Source organism: Nonomuraea insulae, assembly GCF_042656245.1.
Map to the genome: position 1 here is coordinate 97,370 of NZ_JBHSPA010000015.1, position 20,029 is coordinate 117,398.

Annotated in this window: 16 protein-coding genes and 1 pseudogene; 6 read left to right on the forward strand and 11 right to left on the reverse strand. The window is 71.2% G+C overall.

The annotated features are described in order from the left end of the window. Window positions 1-6: 6 nt before the first annotated feature. Genes ACFPZ3_RS11750 through ACFPZ3_RS11770 form a run of 5 tightly spaced genes read right to left on the reverse strand, consistent with a single transcriptional unit; the run spans window position 7 to window position 5,168 of the window. The gene (locus ACFPZ3_RS11750) at window positions 7-1,275 is read right to left on the reverse strand and encodes an anhydro-N-acetylmuramic acid kinase (RefSeq protein ID WP_379514049.1); all 1,269 of its coding nucleotides are present in this window, start codon (window positions 1,273-1,275) and stop codon (window positions 7-9) included. After that, a complete protein-coding gene (locus ACFPZ3_RS11755; RefSeq protein WP_379514050.1) occupies window positions 1,272-1,847 on the reverse strand; it encodes a hypothetical protein in 576 nt (191 codons plus the stop codon). The genes ACFPZ3_RS11750 and ACFPZ3_RS11755 overlap by 4 nt, the downstream gene beginning before the upstream one ends. After that, the gene (locus ACFPZ3_RS11760; protein WP_379514051.1) at window positions 1,844-2,662 is read right to left on the reverse strand and encodes an ABC transporter permease; all 819 of its coding nucleotides are present in this window, start codon (window positions 2,660-2,662) and stop codon (window positions 1,844-1,846) included. The genes ACFPZ3_RS11755 and ACFPZ3_RS11760 overlap by 4 nt, the downstream gene beginning before the upstream one ends. Beyond that, window positions 2,659-3,624 (reverse strand): ABC transporter permease, encoded by a 966-nt coding sequence (locus tag ACFPZ3_RS11765; protein ID WP_379514052.1) that lies wholly within the window; start codon window positions 3,622-3,624, stop codon window positions 2,659-2,661. Before ACFPZ3_RS11765 ends, ACFPZ3_RS11760 begins: the two co-directional genes overlap by 4 nt. Further along, the gene (locus ACFPZ3_RS11770; protein ID WP_379514053.1) at window positions 3,621-5,168 is read right to left on the reverse strand and encodes an ABC transporter substrate-binding protein; all 1,548 of its coding nucleotides are present in this window, start codon (window positions 5,166-5,168) and stop codon (window positions 3,621-3,623) included. The genes ACFPZ3_RS11765 and ACFPZ3_RS11770 overlap by 4 nt, the downstream gene beginning before the upstream one ends. 79 nt (window positions 5,169-5,247) lie before the next feature. Between ACFPZ3_RS11770 and ACFPZ3_RS11775 the strand changes: the two genes are divergently transcribed. The 4 genes from ACFPZ3_RS11775 to ACFPZ3_RS11790 all read left to right on the forward strand — a co-directional run bounded on the left by ACFPZ3_RS11775 (window position 5,248) and on the right by ACFPZ3_RS11790 (window position 9,432). Next, the gene (locus tag ACFPZ3_RS11775) at window positions 5,248-6,129 is read left to right on the forward strand and encodes a MurR/RpiR family transcriptional regulator (RefSeq protein ID WP_379514054.1); all 882 of its coding nucleotides are present in this window, start codon (window positions 5,248-5,250) and stop codon (window positions 6,127-6,129) included. 61 nt (window positions 6,130-6,190) lie between these two features. Next, window positions 6,191-7,084: a sulfotransferase family protein gene (locus tag ACFPZ3_RS11780; RefSeq protein ID WP_379514055.1), complete on the forward strand. Its 894-nt coding sequence runs from the start codon at window positions 6,191-6,193 to the stop codon at window positions 7,082-7,084. A gap of 136 nt (window positions 7,085-7,220) precedes the next feature. Continuing rightward, a complete protein-coding gene (locus ACFPZ3_RS11785) occupies window positions 7,221-8,786 on the forward strand; it encodes an arylsulfatase (protein WP_379514056.1) in 1,566 nt (521 codons plus the stop codon). 127 nt (window positions 8,787-8,913) lie between these two features. Further along, window positions 8,914-9,432 (forward strand): peptidoglycan recognition protein family protein, encoded by a 519-nt coding sequence (locus tag ACFPZ3_RS11790; protein WP_379514057.1) that lies wholly within the window; start codon window positions 8,914-8,916, stop codon window positions 9,430-9,432. 46 nt (window positions 9,433-9,478) lie between these two features. On the opposite strand, the gene ACFPZ3_RS11795 is transcribed toward ACFPZ3_RS11790, so the two are convergent. The 6 genes from ACFPZ3_RS11795 to ACFPZ3_RS11820 form a co-directional block, all read right to left on the reverse strand. Continuing rightward, on the reverse strand, window positions 9,479-10,015 hold the full coding sequence (locus ACFPZ3_RS11795) for an NUDIX hydrolase family protein (protein ID WP_379514058.1): 537 nt from the start codon (window positions 10,013-10,015) through the stop codon (window positions 9,479-9,481). A 134-nt stretch (window positions 10,016-10,149) separates the two neighbouring features. After that, on the reverse strand, window positions 10,150-11,151 hold the full coding sequence (gene nrfD, locus ACFPZ3_RS11800; RefSeq protein ID WP_379514059.1) for an NrfD/PsrC family molybdoenzyme membrane anchor subunit: 1,002 nt from the start codon (window positions 11,149-11,151) through the stop codon (window positions 10,150-10,152). Next, window positions 11,148-11,990 (reverse strand): 4Fe-4S dicluster domain-containing protein, encoded by an 843-nt coding sequence (locus ACFPZ3_RS11805; RefSeq protein WP_379514060.1) that lies wholly within the window; start codon window positions 11,988-11,990, stop codon window positions 11,148-11,150. Before ACFPZ3_RS11805 ends, nrfD begins: the two co-directional genes overlap by 4 nt. Then, complete coding sequence (gene fdh / locus ACFPZ3_RS11810) at window positions 11,990-15,217, reverse strand: formate dehydrogenase (protein ID WP_379514061.1); 3,228 nt, start codon at window positions 15,215-15,217, stop codon at window positions 11,990-11,992. Before fdh ends, ACFPZ3_RS11805 begins: the two co-directional genes overlap by 1 nt. A gap of 63 nt (window positions 15,218-15,280) precedes the next feature. Continuing rightward, complete coding sequence (locus tag ACFPZ3_RS11815; protein WP_379514062.1) at window positions 15,281-16,705, reverse strand: rhamnulokinase; 1,425 nt, start codon at window positions 16,703-16,705, stop codon at window positions 15,281-15,283. Next, window positions 16,702-17,703 (reverse strand): LacI family DNA-binding transcriptional regulator, encoded by a 1,002-nt coding sequence (locus ACFPZ3_RS11820; protein WP_379514063.1) that lies wholly within the window; start codon window positions 17,701-17,703, stop codon window positions 16,702-16,704. Before ACFPZ3_RS11820 ends, ACFPZ3_RS11815 begins: the two co-directional genes overlap by 4 nt. 423 nt (window positions 17,704-18,126) lie before the next feature. Between ACFPZ3_RS11820 and ACFPZ3_RS11825 the strand changes: the two are divergent. Both ACFPZ3_RS11825 and ACFPZ3_RS11830 read left to right on the forward strand, forming a co-directional pair. Next, window positions 18,127-19,122: pseudogene (locus tag ACFPZ3_RS11825) on the forward strand (beta-galactosidase); the annotation flags it as partial. Between the two features lie 277 nt (window positions 19,123-19,399). Further along, a complete protein-coding gene (locus tag ACFPZ3_RS11830; RefSeq protein WP_379514064.1) occupies window positions 19,400-19,975 on the forward strand; it encodes a beta-galactosidase in 576 nt (191 codons plus the stop codon). The last annotated feature ends 54 nt before the right edge of the window (window positions 19,976-20,029 follow it).

Here is a 20,029-nt window from a genome sequence, read left to right on the forward strand (position 1 = left end):
GCACCGTCATCGGACCAGCACCAGCGATCGGGGCGGCTCCGAAAGCGGCGCGGGCAGGACCAGCGGCCCGGCGCCGGGGGTGAGCGTGCCGAGGACGCGGGCCGCGCGGGCGCCCGTCCCGCCGGGCACCGTGCCCGGGAGGCCGTGCGCGCTCAGCCAGCCGATCAGCGCGAACGCGATCGCCTCCTTGTCGTCGGAAGGGGCGCCGTAGTCGTCGGACGGCGCCACCTCCACGCCGGGCAGGGCCGCCCGCAGCCCGTCCATGACCACGGGGTTGCGGCACCCGCCGCCGGAGACGACCAGAGCGCCCACCCCGGCGGCCCGCACGTCGTGCGCGACCGTGCGCACGGTCAGCTCCGTCAACGTGGCGACCAGGTCGGCGTCACCGATCGAGCCAGTCGTCCCAGAGGCGGTCGTCGCAGGGCCGGTCGTCGCAGGGCCGGTCGTCCCAGAGCCGGTCGTCCCAGAGCCGGCCGCCGGGGTCTCGCCGGCGAGGCGCAGGCCCGCCCTGACCAGCGCCGCTTCCACGTACCCCAGGTGGAACAGCTCCTTGCCGGTGCTCTTCGGCGCCGCCAGCCGGTAGTAAGGCTCGTCCAGCAGCACCTGGAGCAGCCGCTCGTCCACCCGGCCCGACGCCGCGATCCGCCCGTCCTCGTCGAACCCGCGCGCGCCGAGCCCCCGGCTCGTCACCACGGCGTCGATCAGCGCGTTCGCGGGCCCGATGTCGTAGGCGTACAACGACCCTTCACCCACCACGGTCATGTTCGAGATCCCGCCCAGGTTGAGCGCCCCTGCCCCGCCCTCGTGCCCCCCGAGCAGCAGCCCGTCCAGCACCGACACCAGCGGCGCCCCGTGCCCGCCCGCCGTGATGTCCCTGATCCGCACGTCCGACAACACCGGCGCCCCCGTGCGCTCGGCGATCCACGCGGGCTGCCCGATCTGCAGGGTGCCGAGCGCGTGCGCGTCCCGTACCCAGTGGTAGACGGTCTGCCCGTGCGAGACGATCAGATCGACGGGCCCGCCCGCCGCGATCGCCGAGGCGGCGGCGTCGGCGAAACTCTGCCCGATGAGCGTGTCCAGCTCGCACACCTCGGCCAGCGTGGTGCGCGCGGGCGGCAGCGCCGCGATCAGCCGGGCCCGCAGCTCAGGCGGGTACGGAATGCTGGCCGTGTGCCCGAGCCGCCCTTGGAGCACGCTCCCGGCGAGCTCGAAGTCCACCACGGCGACGTCGATCCCGTCGTGCGAGGTGCCGGAGATCATCCCGAGTACTCTCATGCGCTCTCCCCGAGTGCCGCCCGCAGCTGCCCGCCGGCCCGGGCCAGCCGGTCCGCCGCGTCCTGCGGTGACAGGTCGAAGCGCGAGGCCACGACCGCCTGTTTGACGTTGAATCCGTTCGCGCCGCTGATCACCTCGGGCGCGACGAGCACCTCGATGGGTTTGTCCGCCACCTCGCTCAGCGGTGTGCCGGCGTTGCACGACAACCCGACGGTCAGCGCGCCCAGCGAGCGCGCCCGCCGCACGGCGGCCAGCACGTACGGCGTGCGCCCGCTGGAGGCGATGCCCACCTGCTCGGGCGGCGTGGAGAACGTCGGCGGGCACTCGGAGGCGTCCAGCACGCCGAGCCGCCCCGGCGTGCCCGCCCCGACGTAGACGAGCCGTCCTCCGGCCTCCATGCGCGCGGCGGCGGCCTCGATCGCCTCGGTGATGCTGGGCAGGGCCGAGGCCACCGCGCCGGGCACCGAGGAGTCGGCCGCGTTCATGGTCGCGGCCAGCTCGCCCACGCTCATCGCGTCGATGCCGGCGAAGCGCGGATCGGCCATTTCCGTCGTCAGCTCTGAGAGGTTCACCGCTTTCCTCGGTTCCGGGGGTCGAGAGTGTCGCGCAGGCCGTCGCCGAGCAGGTTCAACCCCACCACGAGCAGGACGACGACCGCGCCGGGCGCGATCAGCGTCCACGGGGCCACGAACACCAGGCTGCGCGCCTCGAAGATCATCGAGCCGAGCGACGGGGCGGGCGGCGGGGTGCCCAGGCCCAGGAAGCTCAGCGACGCCTCGGTCAGCACGGCCCACGACAGGGACAGCGCGATCTGGATGACGACGATCGAGGTGATGTTCGGCAGCACGTGACGCAGCATGATCTGCCAGCGGCTCTGGCCGGTGGAGACGGCCGCCTTCACGTACTCGATCTCTCTGAGCGAGAGCACGGGCCCGCGGGTGACGCGGATGAAGATGGGGACGTACACGATGGCGATGGCCACGGCGATCGTGAACCAGTTCCGGTCCAGCACCGACGCCAGCGACAGGGCCAGCAGCAGCGGCGGGAAGGCGAACAGCACGTTCGTCACCCCGCCGATCGCGCCGTCGGCGAAGCCGCGGTAGAAGCCGGACACCAGCCCGCCCAGCGTGCCCACCACGGTCGCGAACGCCACCGCGACCACCGCGATCAGCGCCGAGTTGCCCACCCCTGCCGCCACCCGGGAGAACACGTCCCGCCCGAACTGGTCGGTGCCGAACAGATGAGCCCCTGACGGCGCCAGGAACCGCGACGGCGGGTGCTGCGCGATCGGGTCGTAGGGCAGCAGCCCCAGGTACGACAGCAGCGCCACGACCGCCAGCAGCACCAGGATCACGATGCCCGCCACCCCGGCGGGACTGCGCCTCACGACGCCCTCACCCGCGGGTCGATCACCCGGTAGAGCAGGTCGGTCAGCAGGTTGACCAGCACGAACGCCAGCGCGATCACCAGCACCGTGCTCTGCACGACCGCGTACTCCTTCTGCTGGATCCCCAGCAGCACCTGCCGCCCGATGCCCGGCACGGAGAAGATCTGCTCCACCACGACCGCCCCGCCGAGCAGGTAGCCGAACTGCAGCCCCGTCATGGTCACGATCGGCACGAGCGCGTTGCCCAGCACGTGCCTGACCTGCAGGCGCCGCTCCGGCACGCCCTTGGCGCGGGCAGTGCGCACGAAGTCGTTCGAGCGTACCTCCAGCACCGCCGTGCGCGTGGTGCGCAGGATCGGCGCGGCGATGCCGAAGCCCAGCACCAGCGCGGGCAGGAACATCTGCTGCAGGTTGAGCAGCGGGTCGTCGAGGAGCGTGGCGAAGCCCTGCCCGTTGGGGTTGAACCCGAACGACGCCGCGAAGATCGACAACAGCGTCGTGGCCAGCAGGAACGCCGGGATCGACAGCCCGGCCAGGCTCACGACCTGACCGGCGGCGTCCCTGGCGGAGTTCGTGCGGGAGGCGGCCAGCATGCCGAGCGGCACCCCGATCAGCAGCGCCAGCACGATCGAGAACACCGCCAGCTCGAACGTCACCGGCAACGAGTGCAGGGTCAGCTCCAGCACGCTCTGCTGGGAGCGGGCCGAATAGCCGAAGTTCCCGGTGAACAGGTTGCCCAGCCACGAGAAGAACTGCGTGACCAGCGGCTGGTCCAGGCCGTAGTACCGCTCCAGAGCCTGCTGCTGGGCGGGAGTGAGCGCGGCGGCCTCGGTGCCGAGGCCCGCCGTGATCTGGTTGCCGGGGATCGCCCGGAGCATGACGAAGACGAACACGGCCACCCCGAACAGGGTGCCCAGCGTCCCCGCGACGCGCCGCACGATCCCATTGCGCAGGATCCTCATCCGACGGACGTGGTCCGCAGGTACTGCAGCGACCCGCTGGCCATCGGTACGAAGCCCTGCACGTTCGCCGTCGTGGCGGTGTAGGTGTAGCCGGCGAACAGCCAGATCCAGGCGGCGTTGTCCTCCAGCTCCGCCCCGACCTTGTCGTAGACGGCCTTGCGCTCGGCCTGGTCGGTGGTGGCCTTGCCCTGCGCGAACAGCTCGTCCAGCGCGGGGGAGCTGTAGCCGGCGACCTTGTTCAGGTTGCCCTTGCTGGTGAAGTAGCGGCCGTAGGAGCCGTCGGGGTCGGGCCGCCCGCCGTTGAGCGCGACCGCCGCGTCGAAGTCGGCGGCCACCCAGCGGTCCACGAACGCGCCCGACTCCAGCACCTCCAGGTCCAGGTTGATCTTGGCCTCGGCGAGCTGGGCCTTGAGGTTCTGGGCCTCGTTGACCGAGGTGGCGTACTCGCCCTGGGACACGATCGTCTTGATCGTCAAGCCGCCGGACTTGCCCGCCTTGTTCAGGTAGTCGGCCGCCTTGGCGAGGTCGCGGGTCGGGCAGGGGCGCTTGTTCGGGTCCGACTTGAACGCCGGGGCGGTCATCGGGCCCGTCACCTCGCCCTCGCCGAGCGCGGCGGTGTCGAGCACCTGCTTGCGGTCGATCGCGCACTGGACCGCCAGGCGCACGTTGACGTCCTTGAGGTCGCCGTGCTGCGCGTTGAGCTGAAGCGCGTGGTAGTTGAGCTGCGGCGTCTTGGCCACGGTGATCGTGCCGCCGGCCCCGGCGGTCTGCGCCACGAGCGGGTCGTTGAACACCGCGAGTTGCACGTTGCCCGACTGCATGGCCGACACGATGGACGACTCGTCGGGGATCACCCGGAACTCGATCGAGGCCGCCTTCGCCTTCTCCGCGCCCCAGTACTTCTCGTTCCTGGTCAGCGTGATCGACTGGCTGGGCACCCGCTTGCCCATCGTGAACGGTCCCGTGCCGTTGGGGGTGGCGTTGAGCTTCTCCTCGGTGTCGCCGGAGGAGAGCATCGCCATGTTGACGGTGGCGAGGTTCGCGGGCAGCGCGGCGTCGGGGCCGGTCAGCTCCAGCGTCACCGTGCTCGCGTCCGGCGCCTCGACGGACTTCACCGACGACAACGACGCCCTGGCCACGGCCGCGGTCTTCTCGTCCATGATCTGGTCCAGCGAGTACTTGACGTCCTTGGAGTCGAACGCGCTCCCGTCGGCGAACGTCACGCCCTGCCGGAGCTTGAGCGTCAGCGTCTTGCCGTCCTTGGCGCTCTCCCAGGACTCGGCCAGGCCGGGGACCACGGTGAGGTCCTTGTCGAACTCCGTGAGCGTGCCGTACAGGTTCTGCAGCACGTTGACGGCCTGGAACTGGGTGGCCTTCCAGGGGAAGAGCGTGTCCGGATCGGAGGTCACACCGACCACGAGGGTGCCGCCGGCAGCGCCGCCGGCACTGGTGCTCGTGGCCGGCCCGGAGGAGGATGAGCAACCGGTCAGAGCGATGGACATCGCGGCGGCGATGCCGACCGCGCAGAAGGCGCCACGCGGCATGTGGTCTCCTCAGGGCAGTGGGTCATAAAATTACGCAGACCCTACCATTGGGGTATTTATTTTCCTTCATGGGGGGACGATGGGCGAGGACGCCGAGACGCTGCTGATCCGCATCCGCGCGGCCATGCCCGCTCTGCGTCCGTCGGAGCGGCGCATCGCCGAGATGTTCACCGGCGATCCGGCCGCGGCGGCGAACCTGTCGATCGCGGAGCTGGCCGCCCGCTGCGAGACCTCGACGACCTCCGTGGTGCGCTTCTACCAGCGCATGGGGTACGCCCACTACAAGGACTTCAGAATCGACCTGACCAGGGCGGTCGCCAGGGAGGAGCTGGCCAGGTCAAACCTGCCCGAGGTGTCCGGCGACATCGACAGGGACGACAGCCTGGAGGGTATCGTCTCCAAGGTCGCGATGAACGAGACGCTCTCCATCGCCGACACGGCCCGCTCGCTGGACATGGAGGCGCTGGCCGAGGCGGTGGCGCTGCTGCTGGCCGCCCGCAGGATCGACAGCTTCGGCGTGGGGGCCAGCGCGCTCGTGGGGCTCGACCTGCAGCAGAAGTTGTCGCGCATCGGGCGTACCGCGATCAATTGGCACGACGCGCACTCGGCCTGGACCTCGGCCGCCACGCTCAGCTCCGGCTGCGTGGCGGTGGCCGTCTCGCACACCGGGGCCACCGTGGACACCGTCGAGTTCCTGTCCATCGCCCGTAAGTCGGGGGCCGCGACGGTCGCGATCACGAACTTCCACGACTCGCCGCTGGCCCGCTCCGCCGACGTGACGCTCACCACGGCCGCGCGGGAGACCAAGTTCCGCTCCGGCGCGCTGGGCAGCCGCATCGCCCAGCTCATGGTGGTGGACTGCCTGTTCACGGGGGTCGCGCAGGCCTCCTACGACGAGTCGATGCAGGCGCTGCGCAACACCTACGCGGTCGTGCACGATCGTGTCGTCAAGCGAATCTAGGTGACATCTTCACAGCCTGGATTCACCTCGGGTTCACTGGCCACCCCTACCTTGTAGGGCCATGAGCTGGAGGTACAGGGCCAACGCGACTCTTGAGGGCCTGACGGGATACACGCTGACGCGGCGACTGGGCAAGGAGCCGCCGAAACCGCCGCCACCGCCGAAGGTTCCGCTGGAGCTGCAGCGGCTGCCCGGTGACACGGTGCGGCCGCCCGTCGATCCGGTGCACGACCGGCTGCTGCGCGAGCCTGTCTTCCTGCTGTCGTCCGTACGGTCGGGCTCCACGTTGCTGCGCGTCATGCTCAACAGCCACTCCAAGATCCACTCGCCCATCGAGACCCACTTCAGGCGGATGACCGTCGGCCTGGGCACCGACCCCGTACGCCAGGCCATGGAGTTGCTCGGGCACACCCACAGCGACATCGAGCACCTCGTCTGGGACCGGCTGCTGCACCGCGAGCTGACCCGCAGCGGCAAGCCGATCCTGGCCGAGAAGACGCCCAGCAACGTCTTCGCCTGGCGGCGCGTCGCGACCTGCTGGCCCGACGCGCGCTTCGTCTTCCTGCTGCGCCACCCCATGTCGATCGTGCAGTCCTGGCACGAGGCCGACCCGGGCAAGCGGCCCATGGAGGAGGCTGTGCCGCGCACGCTCAGCTACATGACCTACCTGGAGGAGGCGCGCACCCACCTGGAGGGCCTGACCCTGCGCTACGAGGAGCTGGTCGCCGACCCCGAGGCCGAGCTGCGCAAGCTCTGCCTGTTCCTGGGCGTCGAGTTCGAGCCCGCCATGCTGGACTACGGCAGGCAGGACCACGGCGGCTTCGTCAAGGGCATCGGCGACTGGCGGGACAAGATCCGCAGCGGCACCGTCGTGGCCGGCCGGCCCCTGCCCCCGGCGGAGGAGATCCCGGCTGAGCTGCACGACATCTGCCGCACGTGGGACTATCTCTCGTGACGCGGTGGTTGCCGGGCTGTGACAGAGTTCGCATGCGATTTGCCCGCTGTTCGCCCGGTGCTCCGATATGTTGCCCTTCGTGATCAACGGGCCCTCCCGCCGAGCCTTATTCGCCGGTACTCTCGCCGGCCTCGCCATGCCCGCGGCAACGTCCGCGGCCGCCGAGGCCACTGCCCGCGGCAAGCTGCCCGCGCGGCCGAACATCCTGCTCATCCTGGCCGACGACCTCGGGTGGGGTGAGATCGGCAGCAACGGGCAACGCACGATACGCACCCCGAACCTGGACCGGCTGGCGGCCGAGGGCGTGCAGTTCAAGACCGCGTACTCGGGGGCGCCGCTCTGCGCGCCATCGCGCTGCGCCCTGCTCACCGGGATGCACGCCGGTCACGGCACCGTGCGGGAGAACCCGGAAGGCGGGGAGCAGCACTCGCTCAACGACGCCGACCTCACCTTCGCCGAGCTGCTGCGGCTGTCCGGCTACCGGACGGCGTGCATCGGCAAGTGGGGCTTCGGCCCCGAGAAGGCGAACCAGGCCTCGCACCCGAACGTACGCGGCTTCGAGGAGTTCTTCGGCTACATCGGGCACGCCCACGCCCACCAGTACTTCCCGAAATACCTGTGGCACAACGGGGAGAAGGTGCACTTCGACGGCACGTCGTACGCGCCGCACATGTTCCGCGAACGCGCCGTGAAGTTCATCAACCAGGACAGCGACAAGCCGTTCCTGCTCTACTTCGCCACCAACCTCCCGCACGCGCCGAGCGTGATCCCCGGCGACGCGGGCCCGTACGAGAACAAGCCCTGGAGCGCGGCCAACCGCCGCCACGCCGCGCAGGTGACCCGCCTCGACACCGACGTCGCCTCGCTGATCAGGGCGCTGCGCGACGCGGGGGTGGCCGAGCGCACGCTCGTGCTGTTCACCAGCGACAACGGCCCGCACAGCGAGAAGGGCGTGACGCCCGAGCTGTTCAACTCCAACGGCCCCTACCGCGGCGACAAACGCGACGTGTACGAGGGCGGCATCCGCGTCCCCCTGATCGCCTGGTCACCCGCCCTGAGTCCGCGCGTCGAACGGCAGCCGGTGGCCTTCTGGGACGTGCTGCCGACCCTGGGCGACCTGGCGGAGGTGCCGCTGCCCGCCCAGGTGGACGGCCTGTCCTTCCGCGGCCTGCTCACCGGCGGCGAGGCCAGGAAGCACGAGCGCCTGGTGTGGAACCGGCCGCGCAAGGCCCAGGCCATGCGGCGCGGCCGGTGGAAGGTCGTCCGGTTCGACCCGCACATCTCCGGGGCCGGGCCGACGGGCCGCGTCGAGCTGTACGACCTGGGCGAGGATCCCTACGAGCGCCACGACCTGGCCGCCGCCCGCCCCGAGCTGGCCACGGAACTGCTGGAACAGCTCGACGAGCTGATCGGGGAGGACCCGCGCACCCCGTACGGCCTGCGGACCGAGCTGACCGCGGACCAGGTCGTGGTGACCCTGTACAACGGCTCCGCCGTGCCCTGGAAGGACGTCCGGCTCGGCCTCGACGGGCGGCGCAGGGTCCGGGCGCGGACGGTGCCGCGTGTGGAGCCGGGGATGTCCATCTCGGTCGGCTTCTCGGCGCCGTCGTCCGGCAAGATCACGGCACGGGCGGACTTCGGCGCGAGCGGCAGGAAGCAGACCTTCCGCCGGGTGCACACCGGCGCGGACAGCGCGGTCTGACCGCTGCCGGCAGCTCGCAGGGAACCGTAACCCGAACGGCATGTCACTCTAGTAACAAATCGTGATGACATCACTACAGAAAGTTGACACTCTGGTAGTCAGGAGATCCCTACGAGGAGAGGAACACATGAATCTGATCACCCGGGCGGAGTGGCGGGCGAAGAAGCCGACCGCCGACTACACCCGCCTGTCCTCGACGCGAGGAGTCAAGATCCACTACACGGGCGGAGAGGTGCCCGCCGACCTCGCCGAGTCAGGCAACCATGACCGCTGCGTCGACCTGGTCCAGGACATCCAGCGCATGCACATGTCAGGGGGCCGCGGCGAGAGGTACATCGACCTGGGCTACAGCATGGTGTGCTGCCCCCATCGGAGCACGTTCATGGGCCGCGGCCCCCACGCCCTCCCGGCCGCCAACGGCGCGGGCCTCAACTCCGGCCACTACGCGATCCTCGCCCTGATCGGCAGCTCGGGGCTGACCGAGCCCAACGACGACATGCTCAACGCCCTGGTCGACGCCATCGAATACCTCCGCGAGCACGGGGACGCGGGCCGCGAGATCAAGGGGCACAGGGACGGCTACGACACCTCGTGCCCGGGCGACCCGCTCTACGAATGGGTCCGCGCCGGCGCCGATCGCCCGTAGCCCCCCTGTCCCGAACCCCTCCCTCCGCTCTCCGGGCGCGGGCCCGCTACGTCAGGCGGCCGACGTGGGCGAGAGCCTGCTTGAGCAGAACGCCCTGCCCGCCGGCCATCTCGTCCTGCACCATCGGCGAGGCCGCCTCCTCCGGCGTGAACCACACCAGGTCGAGCGCGTCCTGCCGGGGCCGGCAGTCACCGGCGACCGGCACGATGTAGGCCAGGGAGACGGCATGCTGGCGCGGGTCGTGGTAGGGCGTGACACCGGGCGTGGGGAAGTATTCGGCGACGGTGAAGGGCTGCGGCGAGATGGGGATGCGGGGCAGCGCCACAGCGCCGAGGTCCTTCTCCAGGTGGCGCATGAGCGCGTCGCGGATCCGCTCGTGGTGCAGGACCCGTCCCGAGACCAGCGCCCGGCTGACCGTGCCGTCCGACTGGATGCGCAGCAGCAGGCCGACATGGGTGACCACGCCGGTGTCATCGACACGCACCGGCACGGCGTCGATGTAGAGGATCGGCATCCGGCCCCGCACCGACTCGAGTTCTTCCGGTGCGAGCCAAGAGGGCGTCGTTTCGGTCTTTTCGGTCATCTGTTGATCGTACGGCCCGGAGGCTCACCGGCGTACGCCACTCCGTCCAGGTGAGGTCCGCCCAGCCAGCCAGGATGCCGTGCAGATGAACAGCACGATGCCCAGGAACGGCAGATATTCAACGACTTTTCGATTCATGTGAGGTCACGCTCCGCTCTCGTCTTCGCCAGCCGCCTGCGCTGCGGCTGCACGGTGTACCTGGGATCGTTCGCCGACTCCATCCCGGCCTTGAAGATCCCGAACCTGGTGCACGCCGACCCCGCCAGCAGTGCCGCGCCCGCCGCCATGGCCGCGATCCTGCTGCGCCGGCCCAGGGTCACCCCGGTCACCGCCCCGGCCAGGGCCAGCGCCTCGCCCAGCCGCAACAACCCGCTGCGCTTGAGCGGCTCGGCCAGCGGCCCGAGCCGCCGCTCCATCCGGGTGGCGGCCACACACTCCACGGCCGCCCCGAGCAGCGCCGCCCGGCGGGCCGGGCCCGCCTCCGACACCGGCGCGGCCAGCATGCCCAGCCCGCCCGCCGCCGACGCGGCCGACCCGGCGAACAGGAACGGCATCTCACGAAACCCCTCGTGCCAGGCCGGCACGGCGGTGTCGCAGATCAACGCCGCCGTGTACGTGGCCACCGCGGGCCCCGTGATCCCCGCTCCCACGGTGGCGGCCCTCCCCAGGCCGGGAAACAGCCCGGCGACGTCGGCGCCCGCCGCGCACCCGGCCTGCGGCGCGTAAGCGCTCAGGATCCACGTGCCGACGCTCATGGGCGAGGTCACCTTGAACACCCGCAACATGTTGAGGAAACGCTCGGGGCGCCCCAGGTCGTGGATCAGGCAGTAGAACGACCCGCCCAGTGCGCCCAGCGCGCCGACTTTGCTCGCCCTGGCCAGACGGGGCCTGCCGGTGAGCTCGGCGGCGGCGGCCAGCGTGGACGACGCGCCCGCCAGGCCGCCCAGGAACAGGTAACCGGCGATGTCGCGGGCGCTCCACGTCGGCTCGTTCAGCACCGGCCGCCCGTAGTAGGAGTCGAAGTCCGCCTTCGGCACCATCAGCCGCTCGCGCCTGCGCCCCGCCGAGCCCGGCGTCGCCTCGCGCTCGCCGCGCAGCTCCGGCGCCCCGTCCATCCGCACATCGGTCTGACTCACGAGGACTTTCTCCATCTCACCGGCGTGCGTCGCCATGCCGTCGCCGCGACCCCCGCCAGCAGGGCCACGGCCGCCACCCCCACATGCCGCCACATCGACGGCAGATCCCTGGTGGTCACCACCGGATCGGGCGGCAGGCCATAGACCTCGGGCTCGTCCAGCAGCAGGAAGAACGCCCCCGTGCCGCCCACCCCGTCGCCGGGGTCGTGACCGTAGAGGCGGGCGGAGGCCATCCCGGCCTCCTTCGCCTGCTCCAACCGCCGCTCGGCCCGCTCGCGCAACTCATCCAGGTCGCCGAACTGGATGGAGTCCGTCGGGCACGTCTTGGCGCAGGCCGGCTCCTCACCGGCGCCCAGGCGGTCGTAGCACATCGTGCACTTGGCCGCGGTGCCGCTGCTCTCGCGCTTGCCGATCACGCCGAACGGGCAGGCAGGCACGCAGTAGCCGCAGCCGTTGCAGATGTCCTGCTGCACCACCACCGTGCCGAACTCGGTGCGGAACAACGACCCCGTCGGGCACACGTCCAGGCAGGCCGCGTGCGTGCAGTGCTTGCACACATCCGAGGCCATCAGCCAGCGGAAGTCCATCTCGCCGACCCCGGGCTCCTGGTGCCCGTGGGGCCGCCGCTGCTCGACGAACGCCACGTGCCGCCAGGTGTTGGCGCTCAGCCCGACGGTGTTGTCGTAGGACATGCCGGTGAAGTCGAGCCCGTCCTCGGGCACGTTGTTCCACTCCTTGCAGGCCACCTCGCACGCCTTGCACCCGATGCAGATGCTGGTGTCGGTGAAGAAGCCCACCCGGCGGCCCTCGTCGAGCCGCTCGTCCAGGTCGAAGGCCATCACGCCTCCATTCCGGTGTCGGCGCCCACCCCGGCGCGCCGCTGATAGGACCTGACCAGCTCGGGCAGCGCCGGTCCGCGCGGTCGCCGCCCCGGCCTGATGTCGGCCGACAGGGCCTTGACCTCCTGGATGTGCGAGTTGGGGTCGAGCGAGATCGCCGACAGCTCGTTGGCCGCGTCGCCCTTGGCCAGCCCGTTCGGGCCGTAGTGGAACGGCAGCCCGATCTGGTGCAGCACCCGCCCGTCCAGGTGCAGCGGCGGGATCCGGTCGGTCACCAGCACCCGGGCCTCGATGGCGTTGCGCGCGGTGATGATCGTGGCCCAGTCGCCGTGGATGAGGCCGCGCTCGGCCGCCAGTGAGGGCGACACCTCGCAGAACATCTCCGGCTGCAACTCGGCCAGGTAAGGGGTGAACCGGCTCATCCCGCCCGCGGTGAAGTGCTCGGTCAGCCGGTACGTCGTCACCACGTACGGATAGACCGAGGCCCCCGGCTCGTCCCCGCTCGGCTGGTAGCGGTTGTTCTCGTGCGGATAGACCTTGCGCACCGGGTTGCGCTGGTGCCCGTAGAGCGGGTTGGCCACCGGCGAGTCCTGCGGTTCGTAGTGCGTGGGCAGCGGCCCGTCCACCACCCCCGCGGGCGCGAACAACCAGCCCTTGCCGTCGGCCTGCATGATGAACGGGTCGATCCCCGACAACGCCGCCACGCCCTGCGCGTCCGGCGAGGGCCGGTAGGAGGGGCTCTTGTCCGCCTCGAAGTCGGGCACGTCGTGGCCGGTCCACCGGGCCGAGCCGGGATCCCACCAGACCAGGCGCTTGCGTTCGCTCCACGGGCTGCCGTCGGGCCTGGCCGAGGCCCGGTTGTACAGGATGCGCCGGTTCGCCGGCCACGCCCAGGCCCATTCGGCGGCGATCCAGTCCTGCTCGGAGCCCGGTCTGCGGCGGGCGGCCTGGTTGACGCCGCCGGCGTACACGCCGCTGTAGATCCAGCAGCCGCAGGTGGTGGAGCCGTCGGCCTTGAGCGCGTGGTAGCCGGGCAGCGGCCGGCCCTCCGCGTCATGGCCGTTGATCTCGGCCAGCACCGCCTCCGCCGACGGCTCGGCCGTCTCGCCGGTCACCGGGTAGTCCCAGGTGAGGCCGAGCACGGGCGCGTCCATCGGATCCTGCGACCCGGCCAGCTTCTCGCGGATGAGGCGGCCGAGGTGGTACATGAACCACAGGTCGCTGCGGGCGTCGCCCTCCGGCTCGACGGCCTGGTGGTGCCACTGGAGCAGCCGGTTGGTGTTGGTGAAGCTGCCGTTCTTCTCGGTGTGGCAGGCGGCGGGCAGGAAGAAGACCTCGGTGCCGATGTCGGCCGTGCTCAGTTCGCCCGTCTCGATCTCCGGGCCGTCCTTCCACCAGGTGGCGCTCTCGATCATGTTGAGGTCGCGCACCACCAGCCAGTCCAGCTTCGACATGCCCAGGCGCTGCATCTTGGCGTTGGCCGAGCCCACCGCCGGGTTCTCGCCGAGCAGCAGGTAGCCCTTGCAGCTGCCGTCGAGCTGCGCCAGCACGGTGTCGTACGTGCTGTGCGAGCCGGTCAGCCGGGGCAGCCAGCCGAACCGGTAGTCGTTGTCCTGTTGCGCCGAGTCCCCCCACCACGCCTTGAGCAGGCTGATCAGGTAGGCGGGCATGTTCGCCCAGCAGCCCTTGTGCGGCGCGTCGTCCATCAGGAAGGCGCGCAGCCGCTCGTTCTCGTGCGCGTGCGGCATCGGGATGTAGCCGGGCAGCAGGTTGAACAGCGTCGGAATGTCGCTGGAGCCCTGAATGCTGGCGTGCCCGCGCAGCGCCTGGATGCCGCCGCCGGGGCGGCCGATGTTGCCCAGCAGCAACTGCAGGATGCTCGCCGCCCGGATGAACTGGGAACCGTCGCTGTGCTGCGTCCAGCCCACCGCGTAGACGAACTCGCTGGTCCTGTCGGGGCCGGAGTTCTCCGTCAGGTGGCGGCAGACCTCCTCGAACAGGTGCCGCGGCACCCCGCACACCCGCTCGACCATCTCCGGCGTGTAGCGGGCGTAGTGGCGGCGCAGCACCTGCAGGACGCAGCGCGGGTGCCGCATCGTCTCGTCGCGCTCGGGGCACCCGTCCATCGGCATGCCGGTGCTGCCCCGCACCTCGCCGCGGCCCGGCGGCGTCCTGCCCTCCTGGCGCTCGTAGACCTCGTCCCGCTCGCCGGAGGCCGGCACCACCGTCATGCCCTCGTACTGCCAGGACTCCGGGTCGTACCTGCGGTTGTCCGGGTCGAAGCCGGAGAAGACGCCGTCCAGGTCCTCGGCGTCGCGGAAGTCCTCGCGCAGGATGGTGGCGGCGTTGGTGTAGTTGAGGACGTATTCATGGAAGTAGAGCTCGTTCGCCAGCACGTGGTTGATGATCGCGCCGACGAAGGCCACGTCGGAGCCGGCGCGGATCGGGACGTGCAGGTCGGCCAGCGCACTCGTGCGCGTGAAGCGCGGATCCACGTGAATGATCACCGCGCCGCGCGCCTTGGCCTCCATCACCCACTGGAAGCCCACCGGATGGGCCTCGGCGAAGTTCGAGCCCTCGATGACCACGCAGTCGGAGTGCTGGAGGTCCTGCATGAACGTGGTGGCCCCGCCGCGCCCGAACGACGTGCCCAGCCCCACCACGGTCGAGCTGTGGCAGACACGGGCCTGGTTCTCGATCTGCACCACGCCCAGCGCCGTCAGCAGCTTCTTGATGAGGTAGTTCTCCTCGTTGTCCAGCGTCGCCCCGCCCAGGCTGGCGATGCCCATGGTCCTGGCGGTGCGCCGGCCGTCACGCTCCCACTCCCACGTCTCGCGGCGGGTCGCGATGATCCGGTCGGCGATCATGTCCATGGCCGTGGCCAGGTCGATCTTCTGCCAGTCCGCCGCGCCCGGCGGCCGGTAGAGCGCGGTGTGCTTGCGGCCGGAGTCGGTGGTGAGCTGGAGGCTGGCCGCGCCCTTCGGGCACAGCCGGCCGCGGCTGATGGGGGAGTCGGGGTCGCCCTCGATCTGGACGACCTTCTCCTGCCGTACGTAGACGTTCTGGCCGCAGCCCACCGCGCAGTACGGGCAGACCGACTTCACCACCCGGTCCGCCGTGGCCGTGCGGGCCCGCAACGCCTTCGTCCCGGCCGACTTCGCCGCCGATCCCCGCCCCGTACGGTCGCCGCCAGTCAGCTGCCGCAGCAGCGGCCACGCGAAATCCATGACACCCCCCGATGCCCCACGGCCCGAGTCCTGCCCTGGACAGGGTGGGGGAAAACCGGCAGGTCAGAACACGCGCGCGGCGGCCTCGTCCCAGGCGCGCGGGTCTCCCGAGGGCTCGTAGCGGCGCAGCGGCTGCGAGGTGGCGACCAGCGAGCGCATCTCCTCAAGCCCGGAGACCAGCCCGGCCGCCCGCGCCTGCACCAGCACGTTGCCGAACGTGGTCGCCTCCGCCGGCCCCGCCACCACCGGCAGCCCGCAGGCGTCGGCGGTGAACTGGCACAGCAGCTCATTCCGCGAACCGCCGCCGACCAGGTGGACCACCTCGACGTCGCGGCCGGACAGCTCCATCGCCTGCCGCACGGCCAGCCGGTGCCCGAGCGCCAGGCTCTCCAGCACGCACCGCACGTACGCGGCGGGGGAGGAGGGCGGACGCTGGCCGGTGCGGCGGCACTCGGCGGCGATCCTGGCCGGCATGTCGCCCGGCGGCAGGAACGCGGGCTCGTCCGGGTTCACCACGGCGGCGAACGGCCGCTCGCCGGCCGCGGCCGCCAGCAGTTCACGCAGGTCGGAGCCCGGCCCCGTAGCCGACCAGGCACGCAGACATTCTTGCAACAACCACAGGCCCATGACGTTGCGCAGGTAGCGGACGGTGCCGTCGACGCCGGCCTCGTTGGTGAAGTTCGCGGCGCGGCTCTCGGGGGTCAGCACCGGCTCGGGCAGCTCGATCCCGGCCAGCGACCAGGTGCCGCACGAGACGTAGGCGAAGGAGGGGCCGGAGGCGGGCACCGCGGCCACGGCGGAGGCCGTGTCGTGCGAGCCCACCGCCCTGACGGGCGCCGACCAGCCGATCTCCGCGGCCACGTCGCGCCGCAGGCCGCCGACCGCGTCGCCGGGCTGCCGCAGCGGCGGGAAGATCCCGGAGGGCAGGCCGAGCTGCTTGATCAGCGGTAACGCCCACGACCTGGTGCGTACGTCGAGCAGGCCCGTCGTCGAGGCGTTGGTCACCTCCGCGCCCAGCTCACCGGTCAGCCAGTAGCCGATCAGGTCGGGGATCAGCAACATCGTGGCCGCCCCGTCGAGCCGGTCGGCCAGCAGCTGGTAGATCGTGTTGAACGGCAGCACCTGCAGCCCCGACACGTCGTAGAGCGTCTCCGCCCCGACCGCGCCGGCCACCTGCTCGGCCACGCCGCGCGTGCGGTCGTCGCGGTAGTGCACCGGGTTGCCCAGCATCGCGCCCGACCCGTCGAGCAGCGCGTAGTCCACGGCCCAGGAGTCCACGCCGATGGAGGAGACGGGGCCCGCCGCGCGCAGCCCGGTCAGGATCTCCCGGTAGAGGCCGAGGACGTCCCAGTAGAGGCGGTCCGCCACGCGTACCGGGCCGTTGGGGAAGCGGTGCGCCTCGGTCAGGCTCAGCCCGCCGGACAGGTCGGCCAGCATCACCCGGCCGCTGGAGGCGCCCAGGTCGACGGCGGCGAAACGGCGGCTCATTGCGTGGACTCCCTGGCGACGAGCTCCGGCTGGAACATGATGTGCTGGTGCGCGTGCGTGTCTGGATTGTCGCACTCGTCCAGCAACAACTCGGTGGCGATCCGGCCGAGCTGGTATGTGGGCTGCCGCATCGAGCTGAGCGACACGGTCGAGGCGGCGGCGAAGTCGATGTCGTCGTAGCCCATCAGCGCCACGTCCTCGGGCACCCGCACCCCTGAGCGCAGCAGCGCCCGCAGCACGCCGAGCGCGAGCAGGTCGTTGGCGCAGAACACGGCCTCCGGCAGGTCGCCCGCGATCAGGTCGGCGGCCGCCTTCTCACCCGCGCGGGCGGTCATCGTGGTGGCCTCGACCACCCGCAGGTCGGCGGGGTCCAGCCCGACGCCGCGCATCGCGGCCTTGGCGCCCTCACGCCGCTCCGCGCACTGCCTGATCGTCAGCGGGCCCGTCACGTAGACCAGGCTGCGGGCCCCCTTGGCCAGCAGGTGCGTCACCGCGGCCCGGCCGCCCGCCACGTCGTCGACGGCGACCGCGCACTGGTCGGGGCGGTGCGCCGGATGGTCCACCAGCACCACGCTGATGCCGTGCTCGCGCAGCCGGTCCAGCCGGGCGGGGTCCTCGCCGGAGGGGGTGATCAGCACGCCGCGCACCCGGTGCTCGGCCAGCACGCGCAGGTTGCGCTCCTCCTTGTCCTGCGAGCCGGCCGAGTTGCCCAGGATGACCGCGTAGCCTAGCTCGCTGGCCACGTCCTCGACGCCGGCGGCGACCTCGGTGAAGAAGGGGTTGCCGATGTCGATGACGCTCAGGCCGATCGTCCTGCTGTGCCCGGCGCGCAGCGTCGAGGCCGAGCCATGACGGACGAACCCCAGCTCGTTGATGGCCGCCTGGACCCGCTCCCGGGTGGCGGGGGCGACTTTGCCGGGCCGGTTCAGTACGTTGGAGACCGTGCCTGGGGAGACGCCGGCGTGCGCGGCGACCTCCTTGATGCTGACCATGGCCATGGGGCCCAATTAAAACGTACAAACACCCCCTGCGCCAGTCGCGGCACCGGTAGGAAGGGGAATCCGCGCCGCGCCGGGCCTCGTGGTGCGCGTCAGGAGTAAAAACGTTCTACTAAGGACGTGCCTCCAGGAAGCTTTCATAACGTTCAGATAACTCCAGTGTCACGGCCCATGCTCGAATCCCGGCGGCCTGCCTGCGGAATCACCCCCGCTGATCAGCGGGAACCGCTCGCACCCGGCGCGGAAGGTCTTGTGCGGCCCGGCGGATGAACGTTTTAATCCCCCGTAAACGCAGACGTAACACGCTGTGAGCGCTAACAGTAATCTTGAAAGGCAGGCTTCATGCCGGATGTCATCGCGTACGGCGGGGACTGGAGCCCGGAGCAGTGGCCCGAGGAGACGTGGGAGCAGGACGTCGCGCTGATGCGCGAGGCCGGCGTCAACCGGGTCAGCGTCGGGATCTTCTCGTGGTCCCTGCTGGAGCCCGTCGAGGGCGTGTTCGACTTCGGCTGGTTCGACCGGGTGATGAACCTGCTGGCCGCCAACGGGATCAAGGCCAACCTGGCCACCCCGTCCGCCTCCCCGCCACCCTGGTTCGGCGACGCCTACCCCGAGGCGCTGCCGGTGGACGCCGACGGGCGGCGGCTGTACCACGGCAGCAGGCAGGGCTTCTGCCCCAGCTCGCCGATCTACCGGGAGAAGGCGCTGCGCATCGCCGAGCAGGTGGCCACGCGCTACCGGGAGCACCCGGCGCTGGCCCTGTGGCACGTGCACAACGAGTACGGCTGCCACAACGCCCGCTGCTACTGCGACACCTCGGCGGCGGCCTTCCGCGCCTGGCTGCGTACCCACTACTCCTCGCTCGACGCGCTCAACGACGCCTGGGGCACCGCGTTCTGGTCCCAGCACTACAGCGACTGGGCGCAGATCCTGCCGCCCCGCGCCACGCCCACCTTCCCCAGCCCGGGCCAGCAGCTCGACTACCGCAGGTTCAGCTCCGACGCCCTGGTCGAGCTGTACCTGGCCGAGCGCGACCTGCTCAGGGAGATCAGCCCTGACGTGCCCGCGACCACCAACCTGATGGCGGGCGCGCACTGGGACATGGACTGCTGGGCCTTCGCCGCCGAGCTGGACGTGGTCTCCACCGACCACTACCTCGTCGGCGCGCGCCCGGAGCCGCACATCGACCTGGCCTTCGCCGCCGACTACGCCCGCTCGCTCAACGGCGGCCGGCCCTGGCTGCTCATGGAGCACTCCACCAGCGCGGTCAACTGGCAGCCGCGCAACCTCGCCAAGACCCCGGGCGAGCTGCGCCGCAACTCCCTGTCCCACCTGGCCAGGGGCGCGGACGGGATCATGTTCTTCCAGTGGCGCCAGTCCAGGGCGGGCGCCGAGAAGTGGCACTCGGCGATGCTGCCGCACGCGGGCGCGCACACCAAGGTCTTCCGCGAGGTGGCGGCGCTCGGGGCCGAGCTGGCCGGGCTCGCCGACGTGGCGGGCAGCACGGTCAAGGCCGAGGTCGCCCTGCTCGTCGACCACTCCAGCGTCTGGGCGCAGGACCACCCCGCCCAGCCCAGCTCGGAGCTGGACCCGGTGGAGGAGGCCAAGCGCTGGCACGCGGCGCTCTGGCGGGGGGGGTGTCACCTGCGACCTGGCCCACCCCGAGGGCGACCTGACCGGCTACCGCCTGGTCGTGGTGCCCCAGCTCTACCTGGTGAGCGACTCGGGCGCGGCCAACCTGGAGGCCTTCGCCCGGCGGGGCGGGGTGGTGGTCGTCGGCCCGTACAGCGGGATCGTGGACGAGCACGACCGGGTACGGCTGGGCGGCTACCCCGGCGCCTGGCGGGACCTGCTCGGCGTCACCGTCGAGGAGTTCTTCCCGCTGGAGGCGCCGATCCGGCTGTCCTCGGGCGCGTCGGGGAGCGTGTGGAGCGAGGTCGCGCAGGCCACGACCGCGAAGGTGCTCGACACGTACGCCACGGGCGAGCCCGCCTGGACCCGCAACGACTACGGCGACGGCGCCGCGCACTACCTCACCACCCTGCTCGACGACGACAAGCTGGCCGAGGTCCTCGCCACGGCCTGCCGCGAGGCTGAGGCGGAGCCGGCCGCCAGGAGCGTGCCGGGGGTGGAGGTGGTGCGCCGCTCGCACGCCGACGGCCGCTCCTTCCTGTTCGCGATCAACCACACGACGCGGGACGCCACGGTGACGACGCCTTCGGGCGCCGCCGTCACGGTGGCGGCGGGCGACGCCGTGGTCATCCCCGACTGACCCGGCGGCGCACGGCCGGCGACCGGCTCGCGTCGGCTGCGGTCCCTCCGGCCC